This is a genomic window from Nocardioides sp. J9, assembly GCF_007829375.1.
In the GTDB taxonomy this organism is placed as follows: domain Bacteria; phylum Actinomycetota; class Actinomycetes; order Propionibacteriales; family Nocardioidaceae; genus Nocardioides.
In genome coordinates, this window is record NZ_VLJQ01000112.1 from 1 (window position 1) to 24,890 (window position 24,890).

General features: G+C 72.3%; 22 protein-coding genes. 9 read left to right on the plus strand and 13 right to left on the minus strand.

The genetic code is table 11. The annotated features are described in order from the left end of the window. Positions 1-355: 355 nt before the first annotated feature. From L615_RS19325 to L615_RS19335, 3 genes are read right to left on the minus strand one after another with little or no spacing between them, the layout of a single operon-like run. Positions 356-1,732 (minus strand): FHA domain-containing protein, encoded by a 1,377-nt coding sequence (locus tag L615_RS19325; protein ID WP_145726168.1) that lies wholly within the window; start codon positions 1,730-1,732, stop codon positions 356-358. Between the two features lie 3 nt (positions 1,733-1,735). Next, positions 1,736-2,170 carry a hypothetical protein gene (locus L615_RS19330; protein WP_145726169.1) on the minus strand — a complete coding sequence of 145 codons (435 nt, stop codon included), beginning with the start codon at positions 2,168-2,170 and terminating at the stop codon, positions 1,736-1,738. A 43-nt stretch (positions 2,171-2,213) separates the two neighbouring features. Continuing rightward, a complete protein-coding gene (locus L615_RS19335) occupies positions 2,214-3,830 on the minus strand; it encodes a hypothetical protein (RefSeq protein ID WP_198020304.1) in 1,617 nt (538 codons plus the stop codon). 187 nt (positions 3,831-4,017) lie between these two features. On the opposite strand from L615_RS19335, the gene L615_RS19340 reads away from it, so the two are divergent. Continuing rightward, positions 4,018-4,830, plus strand: coding sequence for a protein kinase domain-containing protein (locus tag L615_RS19340; RefSeq protein WP_145726170.1), 813 nt, complete (start codon positions 4,018-4,020; stop codon positions 4,828-4,830). Beyond that, positions 4,830-6,254, plus strand: coding sequence for a hypothetical protein (locus L615_RS19345; protein WP_145726171.1), 1,425 nt, complete (start codon positions 4,830-4,832; stop codon positions 6,252-6,254). Before L615_RS19340 ends, L615_RS19345 begins: the two co-directional genes overlap by 1 nt. A gap of 18 nt (positions 6,255-6,272) precedes the next feature. Here the strand turns inward: L615_RS19345 and L615_RS19350 are convergent, their stop codons facing one another. Beyond that, entirely contained in the window at positions 6,273-7,127 is an 855-nt protein-coding gene (locus L615_RS19350; RefSeq protein WP_145726172.1) for a protein phosphatase 2C domain-containing protein, read from the minus strand. After that, positions 7,124-7,825: a VWA domain-containing protein gene (locus L615_RS19355; protein ID WP_145726173.1), complete on the minus strand. Its 702-nt coding sequence runs from the start codon at positions 7,823-7,825 to the stop codon at positions 7,124-7,126. The genes L615_RS19350 and L615_RS19355 overlap by 4 nt, the downstream gene beginning before the upstream one ends. A 102-nt stretch (positions 7,826-7,927) precedes the next feature. Between L615_RS19355 and L615_RS19360 the strand changes: the two genes are divergently transcribed. Together L615_RS19360 and L615_RS19365 are read left to right on the plus strand one after the other, a co-directional pair. Further along, positions 7,928-9,256 (plus strand): protein kinase domain-containing protein, encoded by a 1,329-nt coding sequence (locus L615_RS19360; RefSeq protein WP_051486262.1) that lies wholly within the window; start codon positions 7,928-7,930, stop codon positions 9,254-9,256. 10 nt (positions 9,257-9,266) lie between these two features. After that, the gene (locus tag L615_RS19365; protein ID WP_028657155.1) at positions 9,267-11,186 is read left to right on the plus strand and encodes an FHA domain-containing protein; all 1,920 of its coding nucleotides are present in this window, start codon (positions 9,267-9,269) and stop codon (positions 11,184-11,186) included. Between the two features lie 21 nt (positions 11,187-11,207). Here L615_RS19365 and L615_RS19370 read toward each other — a convergent pair whose 3' ends face one another. Continuing rightward, positions 11,208-12,155: a Ku protein gene (locus L615_RS19370; RefSeq protein WP_028657154.1), complete on the minus strand. Its 948-nt coding sequence runs from the start codon at positions 12,153-12,155 to the stop codon at positions 11,208-11,210. Between the two features lie 82 nt (positions 12,156-12,237). Between L615_RS19370 and lhgO the strand changes: the two genes are divergently transcribed. Genes lhgO through L615_RS19385 form a run of 3 tightly spaced genes read left to right on the plus strand, consistent with a single transcriptional unit; the run spans position 12,238 to position 15,339 of the window. After that, the gene (gene lhgO / locus L615_RS19375; RefSeq protein ID WP_261376770.1) at positions 12,238-13,437 is read left to right on the plus strand and encodes an L-2-hydroxyglutarate oxidase; all 1,200 of its coding nucleotides are present in this window, start codon (positions 12,238-12,240) and stop codon (positions 13,435-13,437) included. 7 nt (positions 13,438-13,444) lie between these two features. Then, positions 13,445-14,389: a non-homologous end-joining DNA ligase gene (ligD, locus tag L615_RS19380; protein ID WP_145726175.1), complete on the plus strand. Its 945-nt coding sequence runs from the start codon at positions 13,445-13,447 to the stop codon at positions 14,387-14,389. Further along, positions 14,389-15,339 carry a DNA polymerase domain-containing protein gene (locus tag L615_RS19385; RefSeq protein ID WP_036519259.1) on the plus strand — a complete coding sequence of 317 codons (951 nt, stop codon included), beginning with the start codon at positions 14,389-14,391 and terminating at the stop codon, positions 15,337-15,339. Before ligD ends, L615_RS19385 begins: the two co-directional genes overlap by 1 nt. 9 nt (positions 15,340-15,348) lie before the next feature. Here the strand turns inward: L615_RS19385 and L615_RS19390 are convergent, their stop codons facing one another. The 4 genes from L615_RS19390 to L615_RS19405 form a co-directional block, all read right to left on the minus strand. After that, entirely contained in the window at positions 15,349-15,720 is a 372-nt protein-coding gene (locus L615_RS19390; protein WP_145726176.1) for a hypothetical protein, read from the minus strand. 92 nt (positions 15,721-15,812) lie between these two features. Beyond that, positions 15,813-16,646, minus strand: coding sequence for a PP2C family serine/threonine-protein phosphatase (locus L615_RS19395; RefSeq protein WP_186449943.1), 834 nt, complete (start codon positions 16,644-16,646; stop codon positions 15,813-15,815). A gap of 77 nt (positions 16,647-16,723) precedes the next feature. Continuing rightward, entirely contained in the window at positions 16,724-16,954 is a 231-nt protein-coding gene (locus L615_RS19400; protein WP_028657149.1) for a DUF3107 domain-containing protein, read from the minus strand. A 115-nt stretch (positions 16,955-17,069) separates the two neighbouring features. After that, on the minus strand, positions 17,070-17,723 hold the full coding sequence (locus tag L615_RS19405; RefSeq protein WP_028657148.1) for a TetR/AcrR family transcriptional regulator: 654 nt from the start codon (positions 17,721-17,723) through the stop codon (positions 17,070-17,072). Between the two features lie 215 nt (positions 17,724-17,938). On the opposite strand from L615_RS19405, the gene moeZ reads away from it, so the two are divergent. Then, on the plus strand, positions 17,939-19,147 hold the full coding sequence (gene moeZ / locus L615_RS19410) for an adenylyltransferase/sulfurtransferase MoeZ (protein WP_028657147.1): 1,209 nt from the start codon (positions 17,939-17,941) through the stop codon (positions 19,145-19,147). A 105-nt stretch (positions 19,148-19,252) separates the two neighbouring features. Here moeZ and L615_RS19415 read toward each other — a convergent pair whose 3' ends face one another. Further along, complete coding sequence (locus tag L615_RS19415) at positions 19,253-21,514, minus strand: immune inhibitor A domain-containing protein (RefSeq protein ID WP_145726178.1); 2,262 nt, start codon at positions 21,512-21,514, stop codon at positions 19,253-19,255. A gap of 310 nt (positions 21,515-21,824) precedes the next feature. On the opposite strand from L615_RS19415, the gene L615_RS19420 reads away from it, so the two are divergent. After that, positions 21,825-22,133, plus strand: a complete 309-nt coding sequence (locus L615_RS19420) for an MGMT family protein (RefSeq protein ID WP_028657145.1) — start codon at positions 21,825-21,827, stop codon at positions 22,131-22,133. 4 nt (positions 22,134-22,137) lie between these two features. Here L615_RS19420 and tpx read toward each other — a convergent pair whose 3' ends face one another. Further along, a complete protein-coding gene (tpx, locus tag L615_RS19425; RefSeq protein WP_028657144.1) occupies positions 22,138-22,629 on the minus strand; it encodes a thiol peroxidase in 492 nt (163 codons plus the stop codon). 67 nt (positions 22,630-22,696) lie between these two features. Continuing rightward, the coding region (locus L615_RS19430) for an SCO7613 C-terminal domain-containing membrane protein (RefSeq protein ID WP_222430628.1) at positions 22,697-24,890 on the minus strand (2,194 nt) is incomplete at its 5' end.

The window sequence follows — 24,890 nt, forward strand, 5'->3', positions numbered from 1 at the left end:
GAAGAGCCCTGTGGACTGGGGATTCTCCAGAATCTACGATCCACAGCCTGCCTTGAACGCCCGGTGGTTTCGAGGCTCCTCGCTAGCGCTCGTCGCACCTCAACCACCGGGAGCCGGCGGTGCCGACGCGACCGCAGGCCGACCGCCGGAGCCAGCCACCCGCCGTACTCCCTCGTCGCTGCCTTTCGGAACTGTGCCGACTACGCAACCGCAGCCCGCCGGGACCGACCCGCGCCCCGCCCACGCCACCGCAAGCCGACAGGCCAACCCAGCCGCCCGCCGTACTCCCTCGTCGCTGCCTCTCAGAACTCTGCCGGCTACGCAACCGAAGCCCTCTGAGGAGCGCCACCAGCAGCTACGAGCTCGCCCCCGCGTGCGTGTTGAACGCGAGCGTGCGGTGGCCGATGCGGACGCGGGTGCCCTGGGTGAGCACCTGCTCGGTGCCGGGGGGCATCCGCACCCAGTCGGGGGTCTTCGGGACGTGGACGTAGGTGCCGTTGGTCGAGTTGTTGTCGATCAGCACGACGTCCCAGCCGCGCATCTCGAGGCGGGCGTGGACCCGGGAGACCTGGTTGGACTGGTCGATGATCGGCAGCGGGCGGAACTCGCCGGCGGCGACCCGCTCGTCGACGCCGGGGTCGCGGCCGAGGAGGTACGGCGTGTCCAGCTGGAACACCGAGCCGTCGTCGAGCACGATCACGCCGAGCGGCGGGCGGGGACCGTTCACGAGCACCGGGGTCTGCTGGACCATGTTGATGCCGCAGACGGAGCAGAAGAGCACGCGCGGGTCGTTGAAGTGGCGGTTCTTGCAGTAGACGCCGCGGACCTGCTCCTGGGGCGCCTGCTCGACGACGTCCGACTCGTCCTCGACGATCGGGAGCGGCTCGAAGTCGTCCATGTCGTCGTCGACCTCGCTGAGCAGGACCGACTGGAAGCTCACCTGCTCGTCGGCTGGCTGCGGCGGCAGCGGGCGGCCCGCCACGGGGGCGACCGGCGCAGGCGGCTCGGGAGCGGGCGCAGGGGTGGGCTCGGCGACCGGCTGCGGGGCCGAGGCGACGACCGGCTCGGGGGCCGGGGGCTCGGGCGGTGCGGGCGGGCGGTGCGCGGTGTGCCCGTGCCCGTGGTCGTGCCCGTGGTCGTGCCCGTGGTCCTGGTCCTGCTCGTGAGCGGCGGCAGCAGGATGCTCGCCGGTGACCACGGACGCCTGGTCCTCGGTGGCGGCCGGCTGGGCGGCGACCATCACGGCTCCGGCGGCGCCGGAGCCGAGGGTGAACGAGGCGGCGGGCACGACACCCCCGTCGAGGCGGTACGGCGAGTCGGCGGCGGGGGCCGTGGCACCGGGCAGGGTGACGGCGACCGACTCGACCGGCCACGGGATCAACCGCTCGACCCACGCCAGGGAGTCGGCGCCGCTGAACGACTCGCCGTCAACGGTGACCGTGACGTCGCCGTCGACGAAGACCGCCAGGCCGGTGGAGTGCGGCGCGAGGGCGGCGAAGCCGGGGGACTGGTCGACCGCGGTCGACAGCATCAGCGCGTAGCCGCGGACCAGCTGGCGACCCTGGCCGCCGTTGGCCGCGACGATCTCGGCGTGCTCGAGGTAGGGGCGGACGACGTCCGGGTCGGTCGAGCCGACGAGCAGCACGACCGGGCCGACGCGGGCGAGCGTGCCCTCGCCGGAGCCGGGAACGATGCTCGCCCGGGACCAGTCGTCAGCAGTAGTGGCAGCCATGGGTCACACGATCCTTCCACCGAAGAAGCGCCAGCGGATGAACGGCACCCGCATCGGTCCGTTGGTCCAGATCCACACGACGAGCCAGATCACCGTGAAGTCGATGAAGAAGGCCCAGAAGGGGACGCCGTCGCTGGGGTAGTCGATGCCCGGCACCAGCTCGAGGTCGAGGAGCAGCCACACGAGCGCCCCCTCGTTGAGCGCGGTGATCAGGCCGAACATGGTGGGCCAGTCCTTCTCCCACCGGAACTGCTGGATGACGTGGTAGACGAGCTCCCACACGATGCCGAGCACCAGGACGGCAGCGAGGATGAGGTACGTCGTCCGGTAGTCCGGGTCGCCGGGCAGGATCGGCGTCAGCACCAGCGTGATCAGCCCGCCGAACACGACGAGCATGAAGATCCGGGTCTGGATCCGTCCGTTCAGGGTGGGCAGCATCAGCGCGCTCCGGGGGTCGAGGCGGACAGGGGGGTGCGGGCGGTCACGGCGTGCTCCCGGCCAGCCACTTCCACCACTGCACGGTCGAGCGGACCGGCCCGATCTTCTTGCAGAAGCCGCGCTTGTTGAGGTCGAGGTAGATCTCCTGCGCGGCGACCTGCAGCCCGAGGAAGGTGTCGACGCCCGGGAAGTAACCGCCCAGCGTGGTCGCGCCGGAGGCGTACATCGCCCCGTTGCCCGACCCGGTGCCGATCAGCTCGAACGACCGGTCGACGTTGAGCCGGCCGACCGGGTTGCGGCTCGCGCCGCCGTGCTCGAGCAGGTCCTTGAGCAGCCGGTGCTCGGCGATGTCGGCCTCGAGGCCGGTGCAGTCGATGACGAAGTCGACCTCGATCGGCACGACCCCGTGGGCGGTGCGGACGTGGTTGACGATCCGGTCGCCGGACGGCTCCATCGCGTCGACGGTGCCGACGACGCAGTTGTACCAACCCTCGCGCCTGCCCTGGTTCATCTGCTTCTGCCAGAGCTTGCGCCACGGGGTGTTGGTGCCGCCCATGCGCTTGTAGAGCTCGGCGCGCTCCTCGCCCTCGAGGTTGCGCACCTGCGCCTTGAGCTGCCCGCCCCACACCGACTTCGGGTAGTTGAAGCCCTGGTAGGCCCAGCCGTTGCCGCCGCGGCGGCGCATCGTCACGCGGGTCCGCCCACCGCCGGGGCGCGGGTCGGACTCGTTGCCGTAGCCGTCGTTGGTGCCGGTGATGTAGGTGCGGAACAGGTGCACGATGTTGGTCTGCGCGCCGAACTTCTCGCGGTCGTCCATCAGCCGCTGCAGGATGCGGGAGGCGACGATGCCGCCGCCGCGCACCAGCACCGTGCTCGGCTTCTGCACGAGCCGCTCGTAGACGTGCTCGTGCGCCTCGTAGGCGTTGACGATGTGCTGGTAGTCGTTGTTCTCGGTGCGGTAGCGCTGGAGCTCGGGGAGGAACTTCAGGCCAGGGTAGCCGACCGCGAGGTGCACGTACTGCGAGCGGAACGCGACGCGCTTGGTCGCCGACGCCCCGGCGGGCGGGGTGAGGATCGTGAAGTAGCCGCCGCCGTACCGGCGCCGCACGATGCGCACCAGGCCCTTGACGAGCATCTCGTCGTAGTTGATCCGCTTCGACTCGCGCTCGAGCTGCTCGAACACGTTGCCGGCCTTGGGCGTGTAGTAGTCGGCGAAGATCGGCTCGCTGAACAGCTGCCAGAGCACCTTGGGGTTGAACTTCTTCACCCCCTCGGCGAAGCCGTACGACGGGAAGCCCCAGATGTTGTCCGGGCGCGACGCCGAGTCGGACCGGATCCGCTCGGGGCGGGGCACCTGGGAGACCCGGGTGAGGTACTCGTAGGTCTGCCAGGGGAAGTCGAGGGTGCTGAGGACGCGCATCTGCGACGTCGGCACGCCGGCGATGCGCAGGTAGTCCACGGTCACGAAGCTGCCGATGCCGCCGCCGACCGTCACGAAGGGGACGTCGACGATCGGGATGCCGGCCGACGCGACGAGGTCATCGGTCCAGAAGTCCGTCTCCAGCATCTGGTCGGTCAGGTCGCCCGTGATGGGCTGCGCCGGCAGGTAGGTGGACGGATCGGTGGTGGGGACGACGGATGCCGCCGAAGGATCGATCAACGCGCCTCCTAGGTCGCTGATGGCGTCCGGAACGCTAACCGGCTACCCGGCTCCGCGTCTGATGAATCCTTGCACTTCCTGCGGGAAGAGTGGAGGGTTTCCGGGTCGCAAGTGGGTGGCACCGTGCCATGCTGGGACCTTGGCTGGGCGTTGGCTCCCCGGCCCGACAGACACCACGGAGGACCTCGTGCAGGGAATCGCTGACTACGAGTTCGTCCGCCCCCTGGGCGAGTCGAACTACGGCACCAACTACCTCGCGAAGGCGCCTGCCCGGCTGGGGATCCCCGCGGAGCAGGTCGTCGTCAAGGTCATCGCCGGTCCGACGTCGGACGACGCCTTCCGCCGCGCGACCCGCGAGCTCAAGCACTTCAGCGTCGCCGACTCCGACCGCCTCGTCGCCGTCTACGACGCCGGCCGCCACGGTGGCGCGTTCTACTACGCGATGGAGTACCTCCCGCTCGGTTCGCTGGAGAGCCCGCACGGGCAGTTCGGCACCGCGGCCCGGGTAGCCGCCGTGCGTGACGCCGCGCTGGCCGCGCACGCCCTGCACGAGCGCGGCATCGCGCACCGCGACATCAAGCCCGCCAACATCCTGCTGGCCGAGGACGGGGGCCGGCTCGCCGACCTCGGCCTGTCCCAGCTGCTGTCCCCGGGCATGGTCACCACCGGCCTGGGCCAGATCGGCCTGGAGTTCACCGACCCGGCGATCATGCTCGGCGCGCAGGCCTCGCGCGCCAGCGACATCTGGTCGCTCGGCGCCTCGCTGCACTTCGCGATCACCGGCAAGGGCGTCTACGGCGAGCTCAAGGGCACCGAGCCGCTGCTGCTCGTGCGCTCGATCCTCGCCTCGCAGCCGACCCTGTCCGACGAGCTCCCGGCGTCGGCGCGCGACCTGGTCGAGGCGGCCCTGGCCGCGGACGTGAAGGACCGGCCGCGCACCGCGGCCGAGGTCGCCGAGCGGATCTCGGGCCTCGTCGCCGAGCTGGGCTCGGCGGTCTGATGGAGCTCCACGACGCGATCCGCTCCGTCGTCGTCGAGCACGGCGACTCCATGCTCTCGGACGCGACCGGCTTCCGGGGCGTGCTCGACGACGTGCTCGAGGAGCGGCAGGCCACGACCGGCGACATCAACCTGCTCGTCGACGCCGTCCGCTTCGACGTGCTCTCCCCGCTGGTCGCCATGATCGACAGCGGCGCCGACGTCTCCCGCGCGGTCGAGGAGGCCGGCGCCCGGCTCGCCCGCGAGCGCGGCGGCGCCGACCAGGGCGCCGCCAGCTGGGCCTCCGCCGTGCTCGGGTACGCCGTGGGCAAGGTCCCCGAGGCCCTCGTGCTGCGCTACCGCTCGGCCCGACCGTCCGGCCACCTGCCGCCGCCGACCGCCGCCCCGCCGGCGGGCCCGACCCCGTCGCAAGCCTCGGGGGGCTGGCAGCCCGGGCCCGGCTTCGCCCCGACCCCACCCGGCAAGAAGGGCAAGGGGCCGGTGGTGTGGGCCGCGGCAGCGGTCGCGGGCGTCGTCGTGGTCGGTGGCATCATCGCCGGCGTCGTGGTCGCCACCAGCGGTGGCGGCAAGGAGGACCCGCCCGGTCCGCCGGACACCCCGGCGGTCGACGTCGACCCCGCCGCGATCGACGAGCGCTACGACGCGCTGGCCGGCTCGATCACCGCCGACGCCTCCGACTGCGAGGCGGCCGACCCCGGCAAGGACCAGGACGAGGTCGTCGAGTGCACGGTCAACGCCGGGAAGCTCCGGCTGGTGACCTACACCGACCAGGCAGCGGCTGAGGCGGCGCGGGAGGCGCGGCTGGACTACCGCGCCGGGACGCTGGTCGCCGACAACGGCTCGACCGCCTTCTACGAGTTCGACCCCGAGCGCGGCGGCACCAGCGACCCGGCCATCGTCTACTGGGACAGCACGACAGCCCTGCAGTCGGCGACCCTGACCGCCACCGGCAGCGCGGACATCGACACGCTGGGCCAGCTCTACAAGGCGACCACTCCGCGGGTCGCCGTCCCCACCGCGCCGGCCCACCCGGTGCTGCGCGAGTTCATCAAGATCAACATGGACGTCGCCGGTTGCGCGCGGCAGCGCACCTTCTTCGCCGGCGAGACCGAGGAGAGCGCGTGCGAGGCGGACGTCGACGGCATCGTCGTCAACGTCGGCCGCTACAGCACCCGAAAGGGCCTGGTCGAGGACCGCCAGTACTACAAGGGCAAGTACAAGGAGGCCGGCACCCAGGGCGGCGGCGGCACGTGGCGCTTCGGCGAGGGCAAGGGCGAGGGCGCCTACTACGCCTACCTGCAGGACGGCACGGCCGCGCTCTACTGGGACTGGAACAAGGCCGACTGCAACTGCTACGGCATCGCCTGGAGCTTCGACGGCGACCTGCAGAAGCTCGAGGAGTGGTGGCCCGGCGAGGGTGCCTGACCCGGGAGGGGCGGCCGGTCAGTCGCCGGCGGTCTCCGGCACCGGGACGGTGTCGGCCAGGTCCGGGCGATCGATCCCGGCCACGTCGGAGCGCACCAGCAGCGCCATGGTGGTGTCGTCGCCGCCGACCTGCGCCGGCTCGGCCAGCCAGTGCAGCCCACGGCTCCGGCTGAACTCCAGCAGCTGCTGCCCGGTCTCGCGCCACCAGCCGGCGCTGTCGACGCGCGGCCGGCCGAAGCCGTCGGTGCACAGGAAGACCAGTGCGACGTCGTCGACGCGGGCGTCCACGACGGCCGTGCGCAGTGCCTCCAGCGGCCGCGGCTGGCACAGCGAGCTGGTGTGCAGCCCGTCCAGCGAGGGGTCCTCGGGCAGCGGGCGGTCGGCCTCGCCGTGCGCCGAGACCAGCACCGAGTCGCCGTCACCGATCTGCAGGAAGAGCACCAGGTCGCCCACCGCCGCACACGCGAGGACGGTGGAGCCGTAGGCCCGGAGCACGTCCTCGCCGGCGCCGAGCGCGAGCTCCGCCTCGGCGTACGGGTGGGCCTCGACGTGGTGGCGGACCTTGGCGCCCCACGTGCTGACCAGGCCGTCAGCAGCGGTGCGGAGCAGTTCCTCGGCGACGGAGGGGTCGTCGGCGGCCACCACTTCGGGAAGGATGCGGCGCAGCTCCTCCACGGCGCTGACGACCGCGAGCGCCGCCCCGGTGTCGCTGCGGAAATGGAGCTTGTGCCCGTGGCCGTCGGCGACCGCGACCACGGCGTGACCGGCGTTCGGGTCGGTCCAGGTGAGGACGGCGTCCTGCAGCGGCAGCTGGTCGCGGACGTGCACCGACCCGATCGATGAGCCGGACAGCGTCGTCCAGCGAACGGTCATGCGAGCGTGCTCCAGATCGGGTCACCGATCGGGCTCGGGGGCGCCGCGTTGACGCCGGTGCCGGGGCCGACGACGGGACGGGAGGCGACCTTGCTGGCCGCCTTGGACGCCCAGATGATGTACTCGACGAGCTGCTCGGGGTTGTCCGCACGCAGCAACGGCACGTCCTCGTCACCGATGAACCGGCGCAGGGAGTGCATGTCGGCGTCGCGGCCCACTCCCAGCGCGAGCCGCACGGCCGTCGCGCCCCACCGGTTGTTGAGCAGCGTCTGCAGGCCCTCGGCGAACGAGACCCCGCTGCTCTGGGTGGGCCGGCCGTCGGAGACCAGGATGATCGCGGGCGGGAACGCGCTGCTGGACTCGTCGAGGTGGTCGAGCGCGCCGGCGAGGGTCTGCAGCGCGCTGCCGAGCTCAGTGAACCCGCGGGGGACCGCCTCGAGGCGCTTCCAGTGGATCTGGTCGACCGGCGTCGGCTCCTCGATCACCCACTGCGGCTCGTTGGCGAACGCCAGCACGCGGATGAGCAGCTCGGCGTGCGGGTTGGCCCGCGCCTCGTCCTTGAGGTGGGGGAGCACCTCGGTGATGGCGTTGTTGAGCGCCTGGATGCGGCCGCCGCGCAGCATCGAGCCCGACACGTCGAGCACGAAGATGAAGTGCAGTGGCKTGCGCGCCAGTGCGCCACCGAGCCGGTCGCTCATCGCGGCCTCCTTACAGGGTCCCGGGTTTCAACTATCCCCGATCTGTCGAGGTTATAGCCTGTCACGGGTCAACGAACGCGATCACGGAGGTCGGGCACGCCGATGGTGCTGGCAGAGGGCGTCGAGGTCGACCTCGGCCCGTTGGGGCGAGCCCGGGTGACGTCGCTGCTCGGCCAGGGCGGACAGGGCTACGTGTTCGAGGTGCGCCGCGACTCCGGGGAGCCGCTCGCCCTGAAGTGGTACAAGCCGGAGAGCGCGACCGCGCAGCAGTACGACGAGATGCAGCAGCTCGTCGAGATCGGCTCGCCGCACCAGCGGTTCCTGTGGCCGCTGAGCATGGCCCGCGTGGCCACCGAGCCGAGCTTCGGCTACGTCATGCACCTGCGCCACCAGCGCTTCCTCGAGCTCAGCTACCTGCTCCTCAACGCCGACCGCGACGGCAACCCGCTCGACGTGTCCTTCTCGTCGATCATCGAGCTCTGCCGCCAGCTCAGCTACAGCTTCCTGCGGCTGCACGCCCGCGGGCTGTGCTACCGCGACATCTCGTTCGGCAACGTCTTCTTCGACCCCACCAACGGCGACGTGCTGATCTGCGACAACGACAACGTCGGCATCGACAACGGCACCGGCCGGGTGCTCGGCACGCCCTACTTCATGGCGCCCGAGGTCGTGCGCGACACGACCTACCGGACGCTGCCGAACACCGACACCGACCGGCACTCGCTCGCGGTGCTGCTCTTCTACGCGCTCTTCCTCGGCCACCCGCTCGAGGGCGCCCGCACCGACGCCGGGATGCGCGACGCGCACTGGCTGATGACCCACTTCGGCACCGACCCGCTGTTCTGCATGCACCCCGAGCGCACCGAGAACCGGCCCGCGCAGATCGTCCAGCAGTACTGGAACATCTACCCGAAGTTCCTGCGTGACCTGTTCGTGCAGGCCTTCGTGGACGGCATCGACCAGCCCGGCGCACGGGTGACCGAGGGGCAGTGGATCAAGGCGATGGACCGGCTCCGCGACGGCATGCTCGCCTGTCCGACGTGCGGCACCACGAACTTCTGGGCCCCGGACACCGACACCGTGACCTGCTGGCAGGACCGGACGCAGTTCCAGCCGCCGTACCTCCTCCAGGTGGGGCGGCGCACCGTCGCGGTCGGTCCGCAGACCACGCTGCGCTCGGACCACCTCACCTCCGGCATCGACCAGCCCACCGTCGTCGCCCGCGTGCGCCAGCACCCCGAGGCGCGTGAGCGCTGGGGCCTGCACAACGCGTCGGACTTCTCCTGGCCGGTCGCCTACCCCGGCGGGCAGAACTTCCTGCTCGAGCCGGACCGCACGATCGAGCTCGTCGAGGGTGCGCGCATCCAGGTCCGCAACACCACCGTCCAGGTGCGCCGCCCGGTCGCGGCCGCGCCGGTGCCGGGCGCCTAGGGTGTCGGCCATGTCCAGTGGCGCGCTCGTGGTCGAGGTCGACGGACGCGTCCTGCGCCTCGACGGGAAGTCGTCCTACCGCATCGGCCGGGCGATCGAGGCCGACGTCGTGCTGACGGCGGGCTCGGTGTCGCGCCAGCACGCCGAGATCCGCCAGGGCGACGGCGGGTGGGTCCTCGTCGACGCCGGCAGCCAGTTCGGCACCTTCGTCGAGGGCCAGCAGGTCGCCGAGCACCGCATCGACCGCCGGACCGCGGTCCGCTGCGGGCCGGCCGCCCCGGGCGCGGAGCTGGTCGTCGTCCCCGCCGAGCAGTACGACGACGCGTCGGCCACGCCTGCGGCGCCGGCCCCGCCGCCCCCGATGCCCGACCAGCTCGACGAGCCGACGAGCATGCCGTCCGCCGCGTTCCCGCCGCCCGCGGGGGCGCCCTCGCGCTTCGCCCCCGGTGGTGCCCCGGGCGCCGCCGGCCCGGTCGGTCCGCCGCCGTCGGCACCCCCGTCCGCCCCGTTCCCCGCGCCGTCGTTCCCCGCTCCGCCGCCGTCCGGACCGCCCGTCGGCCCACCGTCGGGTCCGCCGGCGGGCCAGCGTCCGGGCGGGTTCCCGGGCGACCGTCCCGGGGGCGCGCCCGGGCTGCCGCCGGCGATCGAGGGCAACGACGCGACCCAGGTCCTGGCCGCGACCCCGCGGCAGGGGCCGCCGGGCTACGGCGCCCCGCCGCCGCAGCGCACCGGTCCCGACCTGCTCCTCGTCGTCGAAGGGCGCGAGCACCGCTTCCGCCACCCGGCGCAGGTCACCGTCGGCCGGCGCGGGGACTGCACCGTCGTGGTCGCCGACCCGGCCTGCTCCCGGGTGCACGGGCGGATCGACGCCAAGCCGGGCGGGTGGGTCTACACGAACCTCTCCAACGAGGGCAGCTGGCTCGACGGTCGCCGGGTCGACGTCCGCCACTTCGACGAGCGGGTCGCCGTACGCCTGGGTCACCCGGTCGCCGGCACCGAGCTGACCCTCGTGCCGATCCTGTCCGCCGCGGAGGAGGAGCGCCGGATCGCGCGGCGCCGCCTGCGCCGCCGCCTCGCGATCGTCGGTGCGGTCGCTGCGGGCCTGCTCCTCGTCGTGGGTGTCCTCGGCGCAGCCCTGCTCATCGGCCGCGACGACGACGGCGCGCCGACCACCGGCGAGCGACCCGACCCGACCGGCGGCACGTCGTCGATGGACACGCTCACCGACGCCGAGCTCGACGCTGCCAAGGCCGCGACCGTGAAGATCACCGCGGAGACCACCGACGAGATCGGGCGGCCGGTCAGCTACGGCGGGTCCGGCTCGATCATCCGCGAGGACGGTCTGATCCTCACCAACGCCCACGTCGCCGCCCCGGCGTCGCCCGGGCTGAGCGAGCAGTACTCCGGACCCACCATCGAGGACCCGGAGTACCTCCTCATCCACCTCACCGACGGCATGACCGACATGAACTCCGAGCCGACCTACCGGGCCCGGGTGGTCGAGGCCGACGGCCTCCTCGACGTCGCCGTCATTCAGGTCTACGCCAACGCCGACGGCAGCGACCTCGACGACGAGGTCGACCTGCCCACCGTCCCGGTCGGCACCTCGGCCGAGCTGCGCGCCGGCGACGACGTGACCGTGCTCGGTTTCCCGGCGGTCGCCCGGTCCGAGGACTCGATCACCGTCACCACCGGCGTGGTCTCGACGATCATCAACGACCCCGAGCTGGGCCCGCGCTCCGAGCTCGACACCGACGCCCGGATCGCCCCCGGCAACTCCGGCGGCATGGCGATCAACAACGACGCGGAGCTGATCGGCATCCCGACCGCGCTGCTGTCCGACCTCAACACGCCCGTGCTGAGCGGCCGGATCCGCTCGATCGACGTGGTCAAGGACCTCATCGACCGCGCGGAGGACGCGACCTCCTGACCCCCGACCGGGCGTGGCGGGTCAGCTGGCCTTCCGGGCCGCCGTCTTCTTCGCTGCGGCCTTCTTGGCGGTGGTCTTCTTCGCCGCAGTCTTCTTCGCCGCGGCGGACTTCTTCGCGGGCGCCTTCTTCGCTGCGGCCTTCTTGGCGGTGGTCTTCTTCGCCGGCTTCTCCTCCGGCTCCTCGCCGCGGCTGGTCTTCGCCGCCTCGACGGAGCGCTGCAGCGCGGCGAGCAGGTCGACCACCTCGCCGCCGGTCTTCGTCGACGTCTCGGTGCGCTGGACCTCGCCGCCCTCGATCTTGGCGCGGACCACGGCGGTGACGGCCTCGGCGTAGTCGTCCTCGAACTCGGAGGCGTCGAAGTCGCCGGAGAGCGTCTCGATGAGCATCTGCGCCATCTTCACCTCGGCGTCCTTGACCTCGCCGACCTCGACGCTGAAGTCCGGCTGGCGGATCTCGTCGGGCCACATCATCGTCTGCAGCACGATCACGTCGCCGGCCTCGGTCTCGCGCACGCGGAGCACGGCGGTGGTGGTGCGCTGGCGCAGGGCGACGGTGACGACGGCCATCCGCTTCGACTCGCGCAGCGCCTGGCGCAGCAGGGCGTACGGCTTGGCGCCGGAGCTCTCCGGCTCGAGGTAGTAGCTCTTCTCGAAGAGCATCGGGTCGATCTGGTCGGCGGGCACGAACTTCTCGACCGCGATCTCGCGGGAGGAGGTCGTGGGGAGGTTGGCCATGTCCTCGTCGGTGAGGACGACCATCTCGCCGTCCTCGGTCTCGTAGCCCTTGGCGATGTCGGAGTAGGGCACCTCCTCGCCGTCGATCGAGCACACGCGCTGGTACTTGATCCGGCCGCCGTCCTTCGCGTGCACCTGCCGGAACGACACGTCGTGGCTCTCGGTCGCGCTGTAGAGCTTGACCGGCACGCTGACGAGGCCGAACGAGACGGCCCCCTTCCAGATCGCACGCATGCGGTCAGACTACGCCGCCGCGGGGACACCGCGGGGGCGTCCGGACACGCCGGTGCGGCTCGCGACTGGGACGATGGGGCTCGTGGCGCACTCCCTCGACACCATCGGCATCGTCGGCGGCGGCATCGTCGGGCTCGCGGTCGGCCGCGAGATCACCCTCCGCCGGCCCGGCACCCGGGTGGTCGTCCTGGAGAAGGAGGTCGAGGTCGGCGCCCACCAGACCGGCCACAACTCCGGGGTGGTGCACGCCGGGATCTACTACCGCCCCGGCAGCCTCAAGGCGACGCTGTGCACCCGCGGCCGGCTGCTGCTGCGCGACTACTGCGCCGAGCACGGCCTCCCGTACGACGAGTGCGGCAAGGTCGTGGTCGCCGTCGACCCCGCCGAGGCCGACCGCTTCGACGCCCTCGAGCGCACCGCGACCGAGAACGGCGTGCCCGGCCTGCGCCGCCTCGACGCGGCCGCCCTGCGCGAGGTCGAGCCGCACGCGGTCGGCCTCGCCGCGCTGCACTCGCCGCACACCGCGATCACCGACTACGTCGCCGTCGCCCGCCGACTGGCTGCCGACATCGAGGCCGCCGGAGGGGAGGTGCACTGCTCCACACCGGCCACCGCGATCTCCCGGGTCGCGGGTCGGGTGCGGGTCAGCACCCCGCGCTCGTCGTACGACGTCGACCGGCTGGTGCTGTGCGGCGGGCTGCAGTCCGACCGGCTCGGCCGGCTGGCCGGCGGCGAGGCGGACCCGCGGATCGTCCCCTTCCGCGGCGAGTACCTCGCGGTGCGCCGCGAGAAGCAGGACCTCGTGCGGGGGATGGTCTACCCGGTGCCCGACCCGCGCTACCCCTTCCTCGGCGTCCACTTCACCCGCCGCGTCGGCGGTGGCCTCGAGGTCGGGCCGAACGCGGTGCTGGCGCCGCACCGCGACGGCTACCGCCGACGCTCGGTCCGGCCGGCGGACCTGGCCAGCACGCTGGCCTGGCCCGGCTTCTGGCGGATGGCCCGGCAGCACTGGCGCACCGGCGTCACCGAGGTCCGGGGCTCGCTCTCCGTGCGCGCCTACCTGCGCCAGGCACAGCGCTACGTGCCCGGCATCGCGGCCGACGACGTCGTGCGCGCCGGCTTCGGCGTGCGCGCGCAGGCCGTGGACCGCGACGGCACCCTCGTCGACGACTTCCGCATCGACAACCTCGACGGGGTGCTGTGCGTGCGCAACGCCCCGTCGCCCGCCGCCACGTCGAGCCTGGCCATCGCAGAGCACGTGGTCACCCGGCTGACGGCATGATGGGCCCGTGCCCGACCTGCTCCCGATGCTCGCCTCCCCGGGCAAGCACGTCCCGCCGGGGGAGGTGTGGCGCCACGAGGTGAAGTGGGACGGCGTCCGCGCCCTCACCCGGGTCGCCGACGGCGTGGTCACGATGACCAGCCGCAACGGCAACCGGATCACCGCCGCCTGGCCCGAGCTCGCGGTCGCCCCCGACGTCGGCGACGACACCGTCGTCGACGGCGAGATCATCGCGCTCAACGAGCGCGGCGTGCCCGACTTCCGGGTGCTCGCCGACCGGATGCACGTGCGCAAGGCCGCCACCGTCGCCCGCCTCGCGGAGCGGGTCCCGGCCACCTTCATGGTCTTCGACCTGCTCCGCCTCGGCGGCGAGGACCTGTGCGGCCTGCCGCTGGAGGAGCGCCGCCGCCGGTTGGGCGACCTCGACCTGTCCCGTGCCGGCTGGCAGGTCCCGCCGGAGTACGACGACGGCGCGATGCTGCTCGAGGCCACCCGCGCGCAGGGGCTCGAGGGGATCGTCAGCAAGCGCGTCGACTCGACCTACCGGCCCGGCCAGCGCACCCAGCACTGGCTGAAGTTCGCGCACCGCCACCGCGGTTCGTTCGTCGTGGGCGGCTGGCGCCCGCAGACCGGGTCGACCGACCGGCTCGGGGCGCTGCTGGTGGGGGAGCCGACCGCCGACGGGCTGCTCTACCGCGGCCGGGTCGGCAGCGGCATCGGCCCGAAGCAGGCGCGTACCCTCGCCGGGGTCCTCGAGCCGCTGGCCAGCAGCACCAACCCGTTCGCCGACGAGGTGCCGCGGGTCGACGCGAAGGGCACCTACTGGGTGGAGCCGGTCGTGGTCGTCGACATCGACACGCACGGAGCCGGCTACGCACGGCTGCGCCAGCCGTCGTACCAGGGCGTGCGCAGCGACCTCACGCCCGACGACCTCTTCCAGGAGCCGAGCTGATGGCGAAGAAGGCCGACCACCCGCAGACCGAGGTGCACGTCGACGTCGAGGGCCGCACGATGCGGCTGACCAACCTCGAGAAGGTGCTCTTCCCCGCCACCGGCACCACCAAGGGCGAGGTCCTCGACTACTACGCGCGGGTCGCGCCGGTGATGCTGCCGCACCTCGCCGGCCGCCCGGTCACCCGGATCCGGTGGCCCCACGGCGTCGGCGACATGAGCTTCTTCGAGAAGAATGCGCCCGCCGGAACCCCGGCGTGGGTGCGCACCGTCGACGTCCCGACCACCGGCAGCCGGCTGCGTCGTTCCGGGGGGTCCACGGGGGGCGGAGCCCCCCGTGCGGACGGGGACACCCTGCGGTTCCCGATCATCGACCAGCTCGCGACCCTGGTGTGGGCGGTCAACCTGGCCGCCCTCGAGCTGCACGTGCACCAGTGGACCGTCGACGACGACGGCACGCCCGTCGGTGCCGACCGGGTCGTCATCGACCTCGACCCCGGCGAGGGCGCGGGGCTGCACGAGTGCTGCACCGTGGCGCTGCTCGCCCGCGACGCGCTGGCCGGGCGCGGCCTCGACGCGATCCCGGTGACCAGCGGCAGCAAGGGCCTGCACCTCTACGCGCGGCTGGACGAGCCGCTGCCGTCGGAGGAGACCAGCGAGCTGGCGAAGGAGATCGCCGAGGAGCTGCAGGCCGCACGCGGTGACCTGGTCACCGCGACGATGACCAAGGCCCGCCGGCGGGGCAAGGTGTTCCTCGACTGGTCGCAGAACGCCGGCTCCAAGACCACCGTCGCGCCGTACTCCCTGCGTGCCACGCCGCGTCCCCAGGTCGCCACCCCAATCACCTGGGACGAGGTCGCCGAGGGCGCCGAGGACCCGCTCGGGCTCGACCAGTTCTCGATGGCGCAGGCGCTGGAGCGCGTCGACGAGCTCGGCGACCTGTTCGCCTGACCCGGTGGGTCAGTCAGCCCGGCGGCGCATGCCGTAGACGTCGAACTCGGAGACGGCGCCCGCCGGGTCGCCGCCGGTGCCGACCGCGCTGGCGAGCTCGGCGGGGGACGTGGCGTGGTCGGCCTCGTCGAGGGTCGCGTCGATGAGCATCTGGAACTCCGGCGAGGGGTGGTGCACCCGCTGCGCCGCCACGTCGATCCGCCAGCCCTGGCGGCCGAGGTCGTTGAACACGCCCATCAGCGTGGTGTTCTTCTCCGCGGCGATCCCCTCGAAGCCGTCGGCGGCCTCGATGAGGTAGACCGGCCGGGTGACGGCGAGCGAGGCGGCGTCGTAGAGCGGCACCCACAGGCGCGCGTACTCGTAGATCCGCGTCACACTCACCCCACCAGTGTAGGACTCGCCGCCGACGGGCGCCGGGTCGTTCCGCGCCGCTCGGGCCGGCTCCTGGCAGGTCCGGACGGGCTCAGACGGGCTCAGGCGGAGCGGAGGGGGCGCACCGCGGTCGGGTCGACCACGTGGCCGAGGTCGACGCCGGCGCCCAGCACGATGCCGGTGCCGACGACACCGGGGGCGTCGACGACGTCGGCGACCACGACCGTGACGTTGTCGCGGGTGCCGCTGTCGACCGCGGCGAGCACCAGCCGCTCGGCGGCCATGCTGCGCGACTCGAGCCCGCCCAGCATCTGCAGCGCGGCGGGGGAGACGACGTCGCTCAGGCCGTCGCTGCACAGCAGGAGCCGGTCGCCGGGGCGCAGGTCGAGCGGCTGCACCACCGGCTCGGGGGCGTGGTCGGCGCCGATGGCCTGCAGCACGACGTGGCGGTACGGCGACGTGGCGGCCTGCTCCGGCGTGAGCCGCCCGGCGTCCACCAGGGCCTGGACCATCGTCTGGTCGTGCGAGATCTGGGTCAGCCGGCCCTCGCGCAGCAGGTAGGCGCGGGAGTCGCCGACCTGGGCGAGCGCGGTGTGCTCGCCGTCGGTGAGCACCGCGGTCAGCGTGGTGGCCATCCCGGTGCGGGCCGGGTCGGCGGCCACGCCGGCGGCGAGCTGCTCGTGCGACTCGTCCGCGGCGAGGTGCAGCAGCCGGGTCGGCTCCATGCCGGGGTGCGCGAGCGCCCGGGCGCTGAGCACGTAGGTCGTCGTCGCCGAGGCGACCTCGCCCGCGGCGGCACCGCCGACGCCGTCGGCGACGCAGAGCAGGTATGGGCCGGCGAACCCGGCGTCCTCGTTGTGCTCACGCACGGGGCCGGTCTCGCTGAGCGCGGCGAAGCGGAACTGCAGCACGGGCCACCTCCCGGGGTCGGTCACCTGTGCAACGCTTGCGGCCGCGGGTTGGTTCCGGCGGCCGGTGCGGCACGCCTCCTCGGGAGGAGGTGTCGGCCGGGTCAGGAACGGAAGCCGACCTGGCCCGTGGTGCTGCGGCCGATCTCGACGTAGGCGAGCTTGGCGACCGGGACCACGGTGACCTTGCCCTTGGTGTCCTTGAGGGTCAGCACGCCGTCCGGCGACGACAGCGCCTCGGTGACCTGCGCGGCGACACCCTCGTTGGTGTCGTCGGTCTCGATGACGAGCTCACGGGCCGTCTGCTGCACACCGATCTTGACCTCGACGGTCATGTCACTCTCCTCGTTCCGGGGGTACGGCCGCGCCTCCGGGGCCGTTCACGGGTTCAGCCTAGGCCCGGGCTGGTCACCCGGGGTCCCGGGTCGCCCAGCGGGGCTGCCGGGCCGGTCAGCCGGCCTGCGGCTCGTCGGCCTTCGGGTAGCCACCGATGCCGCGCCACGCGAGCGCGGACACCAGGGCGGTCGCCTCGTCGCGGCTGAGGCCGGTGATGCCGTTGTCGGTGTCGGACATCCAGAACCGGGCGCTGACCTGCGCCATGCCGACCAGCGACACCGCGAGCAGGCGGGAGGCGGCCTCGGGGAGCGAGGTGTCCTCCGCGATCACGGCGGCGATCATGTCGGCGCACTCGGTGGTCACCCGGTCCACGTGCCCGCGGACGGCGGGCTCGTTGGTCAGGTCGGACTCGAAGACCAGCCGGAACGCCCCGGTCTCGTGGCCGACGTACGCGTAGAACGCGTCGATCGCGGCCGCGACGCGCTGCTTGTTGTCGTGCGTCGCCTCGAGCGCCTTGCGGCAGTTGGCGATGATCGCGTCGCAGGCGGCGTCGAGGATCGCCAGGTAGAGCTCGAGCTTGCCCGGGAAGTGCTGGTAGAGCACCGGCTTCGAGACCCCGGCCCGCTCGGCGATGTCGTCCATCGCCGCGGCGTGGTAGCCCTGGGCCACGAAGACCTCGAGCGCAGCGGACAGCAGCTGCGCTCGTCGCTCCCGCCGGGGGAGTCGGACACCGCGCGGCCGGGACTCGTCGAGGTCGAACTGCTCCATTGCCACGCGAGGAGCCTACTCGCTGGTAGCCCCGGGTCCCGACAGGTGTCCCGGGTCACGCCGCGGTCGGTGCGCCTCGTCCAGACGCTGGGACGCGGTGTCCGGGCACCGGACCGGAGGGGGGACCATGGAGGGACTGGGAACACCCCGGCCCGACCTGGCGTTGGGACCGGGACGAACCCCCCACCCCGAACTGTGAACCGAGGAGCAGTCCCGTGAGCTTTCCCGCGCTGGTGGAGCCGGCCGACGAGCTGACCATCGACGAGGTCCGCCGCTACAGCCGGCACCTGATCATCCCCGACGTCGCGATGGACGGCCAGAAGCGGCTGAAGAACGCCAAGGTCCTGGTCATCGGCGCCGGCGGCCTCGGCAGCCCGGCGCTCCTCTACCTCGCCGCGGCCGGCGTCGGCACGATCGGCATCGTCGAGTTCGACGAGGTCGACGAGTCGAACCTGCAGCGCCAGGTCATCCACGGCCAGTCCGACGTGGGCCGGCCCAAGGCCGTCTCCGCGCAGGAGTCGATCGCCGAGATCAACCCGCTCGTCAACGTCATCGTGCACAACGAGCGCCTCGACAACGACAACGTGCGCGAGGTGTTCTCCGGCTACGACCTCATCGTGGACGGCACCGACAACTTCGCCACGCGCTACATGGTCAACGACGCGGCGTACTTCCTCGGCATCCCGTACGTGTGGGGCTCGATCTACCGCTTCGACGGCCAGGCCTCGGTCTTCGCGCCGACGATGGCCCCCGACGCCCCCTGCTACCGCTGCCTCTACCCGGAGCCCCCGCCGCCGGGCATGGTCCCCTCGTGCGCCGAGGGCGGCGTGCTGGGCGTGCTGTGCGCCCAGATCGGCTCCATCCAGGTCAACGAGGCGATCAAGGTCCTCATCGGCGCCGGGGAGCCCGCCATCGGCAAGCTCGTCATCTACGACGCACTCGAGCTCGAGTGGCGCAAGCTGAAGGTCCGCAAGGACCCCAACTGCGCGCTGTGCGGCGAGAACCCGACGGTCACCGACCTGATTGACTACGAGACCTTCTGCGGCGCGATCTCCGAGGAGGCCGCGGACGCCGCTGCCGACTCGACCATCTCGGTCACCCAGCTGGCCGCGATGCTCAAGGAGAAGGAGGAGGGCAGCCGCGACTTCGTCCTCGTCGACGTGCGCGAGCCCGCCGAGGCCGAGATCAACCACATCCCGGGCGCGGTCCTCATCCCCAAGGGCGAGTTCCTCAACGGCAACGCGCTCTCCCAGCTGCCGCCGGTCGACTCCGGCAAGCAGGTCGTCCTGCACTGCAAGAGCGGTGTCCGCTCCGCCGAGTGCCTGGCCGTCGTCAAGGGCGCCGGCTACGACGACGCGGTCCACGTCGGCGGCGGCGTGGTGGCCTGGGTCAACCAGATCGACCCCAGCCAGCCGTCGTACTGACCGGCTGACCGGCTGACCTGCTCGGCCGGCTGAGACGCGGAAGGGCCCCGCGATCCCTCGGGATCGCGGGGCCCTTCGTCGTCCTGGCTCAGCCGAACCGGTGCGTCACGGGTTGGTGACGTGGACGGTGATCGTGCCGTCCTTCTTCTCGTTGAGCACCCGCGCCTTGACGCCCGCACCGACGACCTTCACCGAGTTCCACGGGTTGGTCTCGGCCCAGTAGCGGTTAGGGTCGGAGTCGTCGAACGTCGCGATCCCCTTGGCGCTCGGGGCACAGGCCTCCAGCGTCTCGACGTCGTCACCGGACGCCACCTGCTTGTGCAGGCACACCGCGTCGGTGCGCGACTTCGAGAAGGTGGCGTCGAACGGCTCGCGCCGGTTCGTCGGGCTGGTGCCGTCCGGGAAGGTCAGCGAGTCCGGCCGGACGTCGACCGGCAGGGCGTAGCCCTCGCCGACGTGCTTGCTGGTGTTGTTGTCGGCGTAGGCCAGGTCGACCAGCCACACGAGCATGCCGTTCTGGTACGGGAACTGCTCGACCCAGTCCGGCCGGGTGTAGGCCTCGCTGAAGTTGTACGGCCCGACCTCGAGGGTCTCGTCGTAGCCGACGTACTGACGGTTCTCGATCAGGTAGTAGCGCGGGGTCACCTTGGTGTCCGTGCCGGTCGAGATCGTGAAGCCGTCCGCGGTCCAGCCGTTGTCGCCGTCCTCGGCGCCGTCGGTGAAGGTCGTGCCGTCCGCCGTCACCGCGATGTTGTCGATGAACGCGCCGGCCTCGTTGAGCCCGCCGTCGGTGTTGTAGCGGAACCGCAGGATCGACTCCTGGCCGCCGGCGTCGTAGGACCAGCTGTGGCTCGCCCAGTCGGAGAAGCCGTCGATCTTGTCCAGCGTCGTCCAGCTGGAGCCACCGTCGAGGGAGTACTCCACGAACAGGAAGTCGTAGCTCTTCTCGATCTGGTTCCAGATGTCCGCGCCGACCTCGACCGTCGTCGCCGCCGGCACCGTGCGGGTCAGCGTGTTGACGAGGCTGTCGCCACGGCCGGACCACCACGCGTGCTCGCCCTCGGGCGGTGTCGTGTACTCCCGGATGGTCGTCTTGTCCGGCAGGTTCACCTTGATGGCCTGGTCGTGGCCCTTCATCGTCTTCTGCGACGGGCTCAGCTTGAACGCACCCTCCTCGCCGGCGTCCACCTCGGTGTAGTCCAGCCAGCCGAGGAAGAGCTTCTCCTCGGGACCGAAGCCGCCGGGCGTGGTGCCGATCGAGCCGTCGGCGCGGCCCAGCCACGACCCGGACGACATGACCGTCCAGAAGCCGGTGCCGTTCTCGCCGCCGGCGGTGTCGTAGAAGTCCGGCAGCTCGAGGTCGTGCCCGTACTCGTGCACGAACACGCCCAGGCCGCCGTTCTCGGGCTCGACGGTGTAGTCGCCGATGAAGTACCTCGACTCGCCGACCTGGGTGCCGCCGTACAGGTTCTCGGAGTCGCCGACCGTCGGGCCGGTCTGGCCGTACTGGTCGCCGTTGACGTACCACCGGTGCGACCAGATGGCGTCGTCACCGGCGCCGGCCTCCTCGCCACCGCCGGCGTGCACGGCCTGGAAGTGGTCGATGTAGCCGTCGGGCTCGTTGAAGTCGCCGTCGTTGTCGTAGTCGTACCGGTCCCACACGTCGAACTGCGAGAGGTACTCGTCGACCTGCTCCGGCGTCTTGCCCGACGCGAGCTGGTCCTCGTACCACGCGTTCGCGGTGTCGGCGATGAACGCCCACGAGCCGCCGTCGTCCTCGACCTCGTTGTCGCCGTAGCTGGACGCGTTGCCCGGGACCGTCACCCAGTCCTCGGTCGTCACCGTGACGTCGTAGCGGCCGGAGGAGGCCTCCTTGTAGAAGTCGCGGAACGACTCGCCCTCGCCGTTGAACATCTCGTCGAAGTGGGCCTTGCTGAAGTCCTCGACCCAGTACGTCGAGTTGTCCTCGGTGCGGTCGGGCTCGGGGATCTCGTTGTGCAGTGGCCCGGGCTCGGTGCCGTAGGCCGGGTTCGCCTCCGTGCCGAATTCCGCGAGCATCGTGAGCACCTTGTCGGTCCGGTCGACGGGGAACTCGACGTACTTGTTCTTGCGCAGCTTCACGACCGCGCCGCCGTCGGCCTGCTGGGTGAGCTTCGCGTTGCCGTTCTCGAGCAGCTCGAGGGCCTTGCGCATCTCGGCTCGCTGCTCCCTGGTCTTCGGGCCGGGGCGGTCGTGCTTCTTGGCGTGGGCCGCGGCCTGCCGGACCGGCCCGTCGTCCGGCGAGTCCGCCTCAGCCGGCTGGATGATGGCGCCGCCCAGGGCGAGCGCCGCGGCGCCGGCGATGACGCCGGATGCCAGTTTCTTCAAGATGACCTCCGAGATAGGTGCAGGTGGACGTTTGCGTGTCCGCGTGGCACCTCACACGAAAATCGACGGCCGGCGCAAGGGATCTGCACAAAACTGAGGCAAACCGGTCGGCCGTGGCGACATCGCCGGCAGCCGTCCCGGCCGCCCCGTGCGTAACCCGACGCGGGCGCACGTCGTTGTCCCAGACGATCGCAGCCGCGACTTCTCGGGCTGCTGCGGATCGTTTCCACGAGCGTTTGCCGCACCGAGGGAGCACCTGAGAGCCCCGTCCGGCCGGGCGGGGCTCTCGGCGTCCCCGGGCCGGTGTTGGATGTCCCTCGTGGACGAGGGGTACGTCGAGTCAGTGCTCGAGGTCGTCGAGCAGGTGCCGGCTGGCCGGGTCACGACGTACGGCGCCGTGGCGGCCGTGGTCGGAGGCGGGCCGCGCCAGGTCGGCTCGGTGATGGCCAGGCACGGCGGCCCGGTGCCGTGGTGGCGGGTGGTCCGTGCGGACGGCTCGCTCCCCGCCAGCCACGACGACCGGGCTCGCGCTGCCTACCTGGCCGAGGGCACGCCGCTGCGCGGCAACGGCGGCCTCGACATGTCGCGGGCCTTCTGGGACCCCGCGACGGGGGACTGACGGGTCAGCCCAGGGCCTTGATGGCCGCGTCGTAGTCGGGCTCGTTCGCGATCTCGGACACGAGCTCGGTGTGGAGCACCTTGCCGTCGGCGTCGACGACGACGATCGAGCGGGCGAAGAGGCCCTCGAGCTTGCCGTCGGTCAGCCGGACGCCGTAGTCGTCACCGAAGGTCGAGCGGAAGGCCGAGCCGACCTTGACGTTCTCGATGCCCTCGGCGCCGCAGAAGCGGTTGAGCGCCGGCGGCAGGTCCTGTGAGACGCACAGGACGGTGGTGTTCTCGAGGCTCGTGGCGAGCTCGTTGAACTTCCGCACGCTCGCGGCGCAGGTGCCGGTGTCGATGCTCGGGAAGATGTTCAGAACGGTGCGCTGGCCCTCGGGCAGGGAGACCGGGCCGAAGTCGGCGCCGACCAGCTCGACGGACGGGGCAGCAGCGCCGACGGCCGGGAGCTCGCCGACGGTGTGGACGGGGTTGCCCCCGAGTGCAGTGGTAGCCATGCCCTGATGTCTAGCAGGTCGCCCTGTGGGGTGGGTCACCGGAGTCACAGGGTGGGCACCAGTCCGGTCAGCGCAACCGGCCGAGGAAGCCGACCGCCGTGCGGAGCTCCAGCAGGCGCCGCTCCCACGTGATGCCGACGACGGTCAGCAGCGCCCCGGCGAGGCCGATCCAGACCCACTTCGGGACGTCGCCCGCGTAGGGCCCGAGCTCGCGGAGCACGATCGCCGCGCCGACGCTCGCACCGACCAGCAGCGGGGCGCTCCAGCGCATCGCGGCGCCGGCGACGGTGAGGGTCAGGCAGGCCGCGCCGAGGAGCAGCGCCCGCAGCGACACCGGGTCGCCGAGCGCCCACAGCAGGGTCGGGACGGTGGCGAGCACCAGGCCGGGCAGCAGTGCCTCGGTGGAGCCGACGTCGGGGGAGCGGTGCATCCTCCACGCGCCGAGCGCGAGCAGGGCTGCGGCCAGCGGCAGCGTGTACGCCTCCGGCTCCCGCACCTCGAGGTCGGCGAGGCGCACCCACGTCGCGAGCATCAGCAGCGCGGCGCCGAGCCACGCGACCTGCCGACGGGACTCGTTCACCAGCGCGGTGGCGCAGGCGAGGAAGCCGGCGACGGCCAGCCACAGGGCGAGCAGCCCGCCGAGGTCGTAGGTCGCGGAGAGGGAGATCGGCAGCGTGACGACCGCCGCCGCGACCGCGGTCAGCTCCACCTCGGTCCGCGGCAGGGCGACGGCCGCGATGCCCACGGCCAGCAGCACCGGGACCGCGACCCACGTGTCGCCGCCGTCGAAGGAGTGCACCAGCCCGGTGACGGCCAGGGCGAGGAGCGGGGTGAACGCGAGGCCGCCGACCACCTTGGTGCCGCCGCGACCGAGCAGGGCGACTGTCAGGGCGAACGCCGCGCCGAGCCCGGCAGCGACCACGGTCAGCGGGGCGCTCGGGATCGCGACGACCCCCGCGCCGGTGGCGACGACCAACGCCCCCACGACGCCCTCAGTGCTGCGGAACGCCGCGCTGGCCGCCGCGGTCAGCAGCAGCACCGCGACCGGCAGGGCCAGCTGCACGTCGTACGACGCGAGCGTGGTGGCGGCGCCGACGCCGGCCACGACGACGGCCGGTGCCAGCCAGCCGCGGAGGGCCGTGCGGTCGCGGTCGGTCACCAGCAGGGCGACGAACGCGAGCACCACCAGCAGCGACGGGACGAGGAGCAGCGGCTCGGTCTGGGGGGACCGGCCGTCGACGACGACGTCGAAGGTGCTGGCGAACGGCTGGGTGTACTCACCCCAGCGGACGACGGCGATGCTGCCGGTCAGCAGCGCGAGCCCGCACAGCACGAGGCTGCCGGCACCCGCCGGGGCGATGGCGATCGGGCGGACCCGGCGGGGGAGGAGGGCGAGGGCGGCGACCCAGGCGGCGGTCGCGACGAGGGCGACCAGGCCGAACGTGGTGGCGTCGGTGTCGATGCTCGGCAGCGTGACCACGCCGGTGACGACCATCGCCGCAGCGCTGGCACCGGCGAGGCCGAGCTGCTCGTTGCGGAGCAGGGCGCCGGGGACCAGCATCGCGGCCGCCGTGACGAGGAGTGACCAGCCGGAGCCGTCGGACCAGAGCTGGTGGAGGTCGGGCTCGTAGAGCGCGTCGGTCGCGGCGATCGAGGCGGAGCCGACCCAGGAGAGACCGCCGGCGACGGTGACCGACCACTGGAGCGGGACGAGGTCGGTGGCGCGGCCGAGCAGGATCGCCGCGATCGCGACGACGGTGATGGCGTGGCCGGCGAGGAGGTGGTGCTCGGTGATGTCGACGAGCCCCGCGTAGGCGACAGTCAGGCCGATGCCGGCGATCACCTGGGGCGCTACCAGCCGCGGCTGGCTGCCGACCCGGACGAGGGCGAGGAGAACGGACGCGACGGCGACGGTCAGGCCGGCCACCACGCTGGTCCCGCCGCCGGTGTCGTCGCCGAGCCAGCCGGCCGCCCCGGCACCGTACACGTCGAGCGCCAGGAGGCCGAGGGCGACCACGACCAGCGACTCACCTGCGATCCGGAGACCGGTGCGGTGCAGAAGCAGGGCGGACGCGCCGGCCGTGAGGGTGAAGCCACCGAGGACGGCCGTCCGGCCGCCGACGCCGAGGGTCGACCACGAGACGGCCAGGAAGATGACCGCGGCCACGAGCAGGCAGAACGCGCCGAGGCCGAGGAGGATCTTCGGCACCGACGCGAACGAGACACCACCTGCGCCCGGGGCGGGCTGCGGGGTGGAGGGG

Coding starts and splice junctions, on each gene's coding strand:
- L615_RS19325 (WP_145726168.1), bottom strand. CDS start 1,732: ATGGCTGCCACTACTGCTGACGACTGGTCCCGGGCGAGCATCGTTCCC.
- L615_RS19330 (WP_145726169.1), bottom strand. CDS start 2,170: ATGCTGCCCACCCTGAACGGACGGATCCAGACCCGGATCTTCATGCTC.
- L615_RS19345 (WP_145726171.1), top strand. CDS start 4,830: ATGGAGCTCCACGACGCGATCCGCTCCGTCGTCGTCGAGCACGGCGAC.
- L615_RS19350 (WP_145726172.1), bottom strand. CDS start 7,127: ATGACCGTTCGCTGGACGACGCTGTCCGGCTCATCGATCGGGTCGGTG.
- L615_RS19360 (WP_051486262.1), top strand. CDS start 7,928: ATGGTGCTGGCAGAGGGCGTCGAGGTCGACCTCGGCCCGTTGGGGCGA.
- L615_RS19365 (WP_028657155.1), top strand. CDS start 9,267: ATGTCCAGTGGCGCGCTCGTGGTCGAGGTCGACGGACGCGTCCTGCGC.
- L615_RS19370 (WP_028657154.1), bottom strand. CDS start 12,155: ATGCGTGCGATCTGGAAGGGGGCCGTCTCGTTCGGCCTCGTCAGCGTG.
- L615_RS19385 (WP_036519259.1), top strand. CDS start 14,389: ATGGCGAAGAAGGCCGACCACCCGCAGACCGAGGTGCACGTCGACGTC.
- L615_RS19400 (WP_028657149.1), bottom strand. CDS start 16,954: ATGACCGTCGAGGTCAAGATCGGTGTGCAGCAGACGGCCCGTGAGCTC.
- L615_RS19405 (WP_028657148.1), bottom strand. CDS start 17,723: ATGGAGCAGTTCGACCTCGACGAGTCCCGGCCGCGCGGTGTCCGACTC.
- L615_RS19420 (WP_028657145.1), top strand. CDS start 21,825: ATGTCCCTCGTGGACGAGGGGTACGTCGAGTCAGTGCTCGAGGTCGTC.
- tpx (WP_028657144.1), bottom strand. CDS start 22,629: ATGGCTACCACTGCACTCGGGGGCAACCCCGTCCACACCGTCGGCGAG.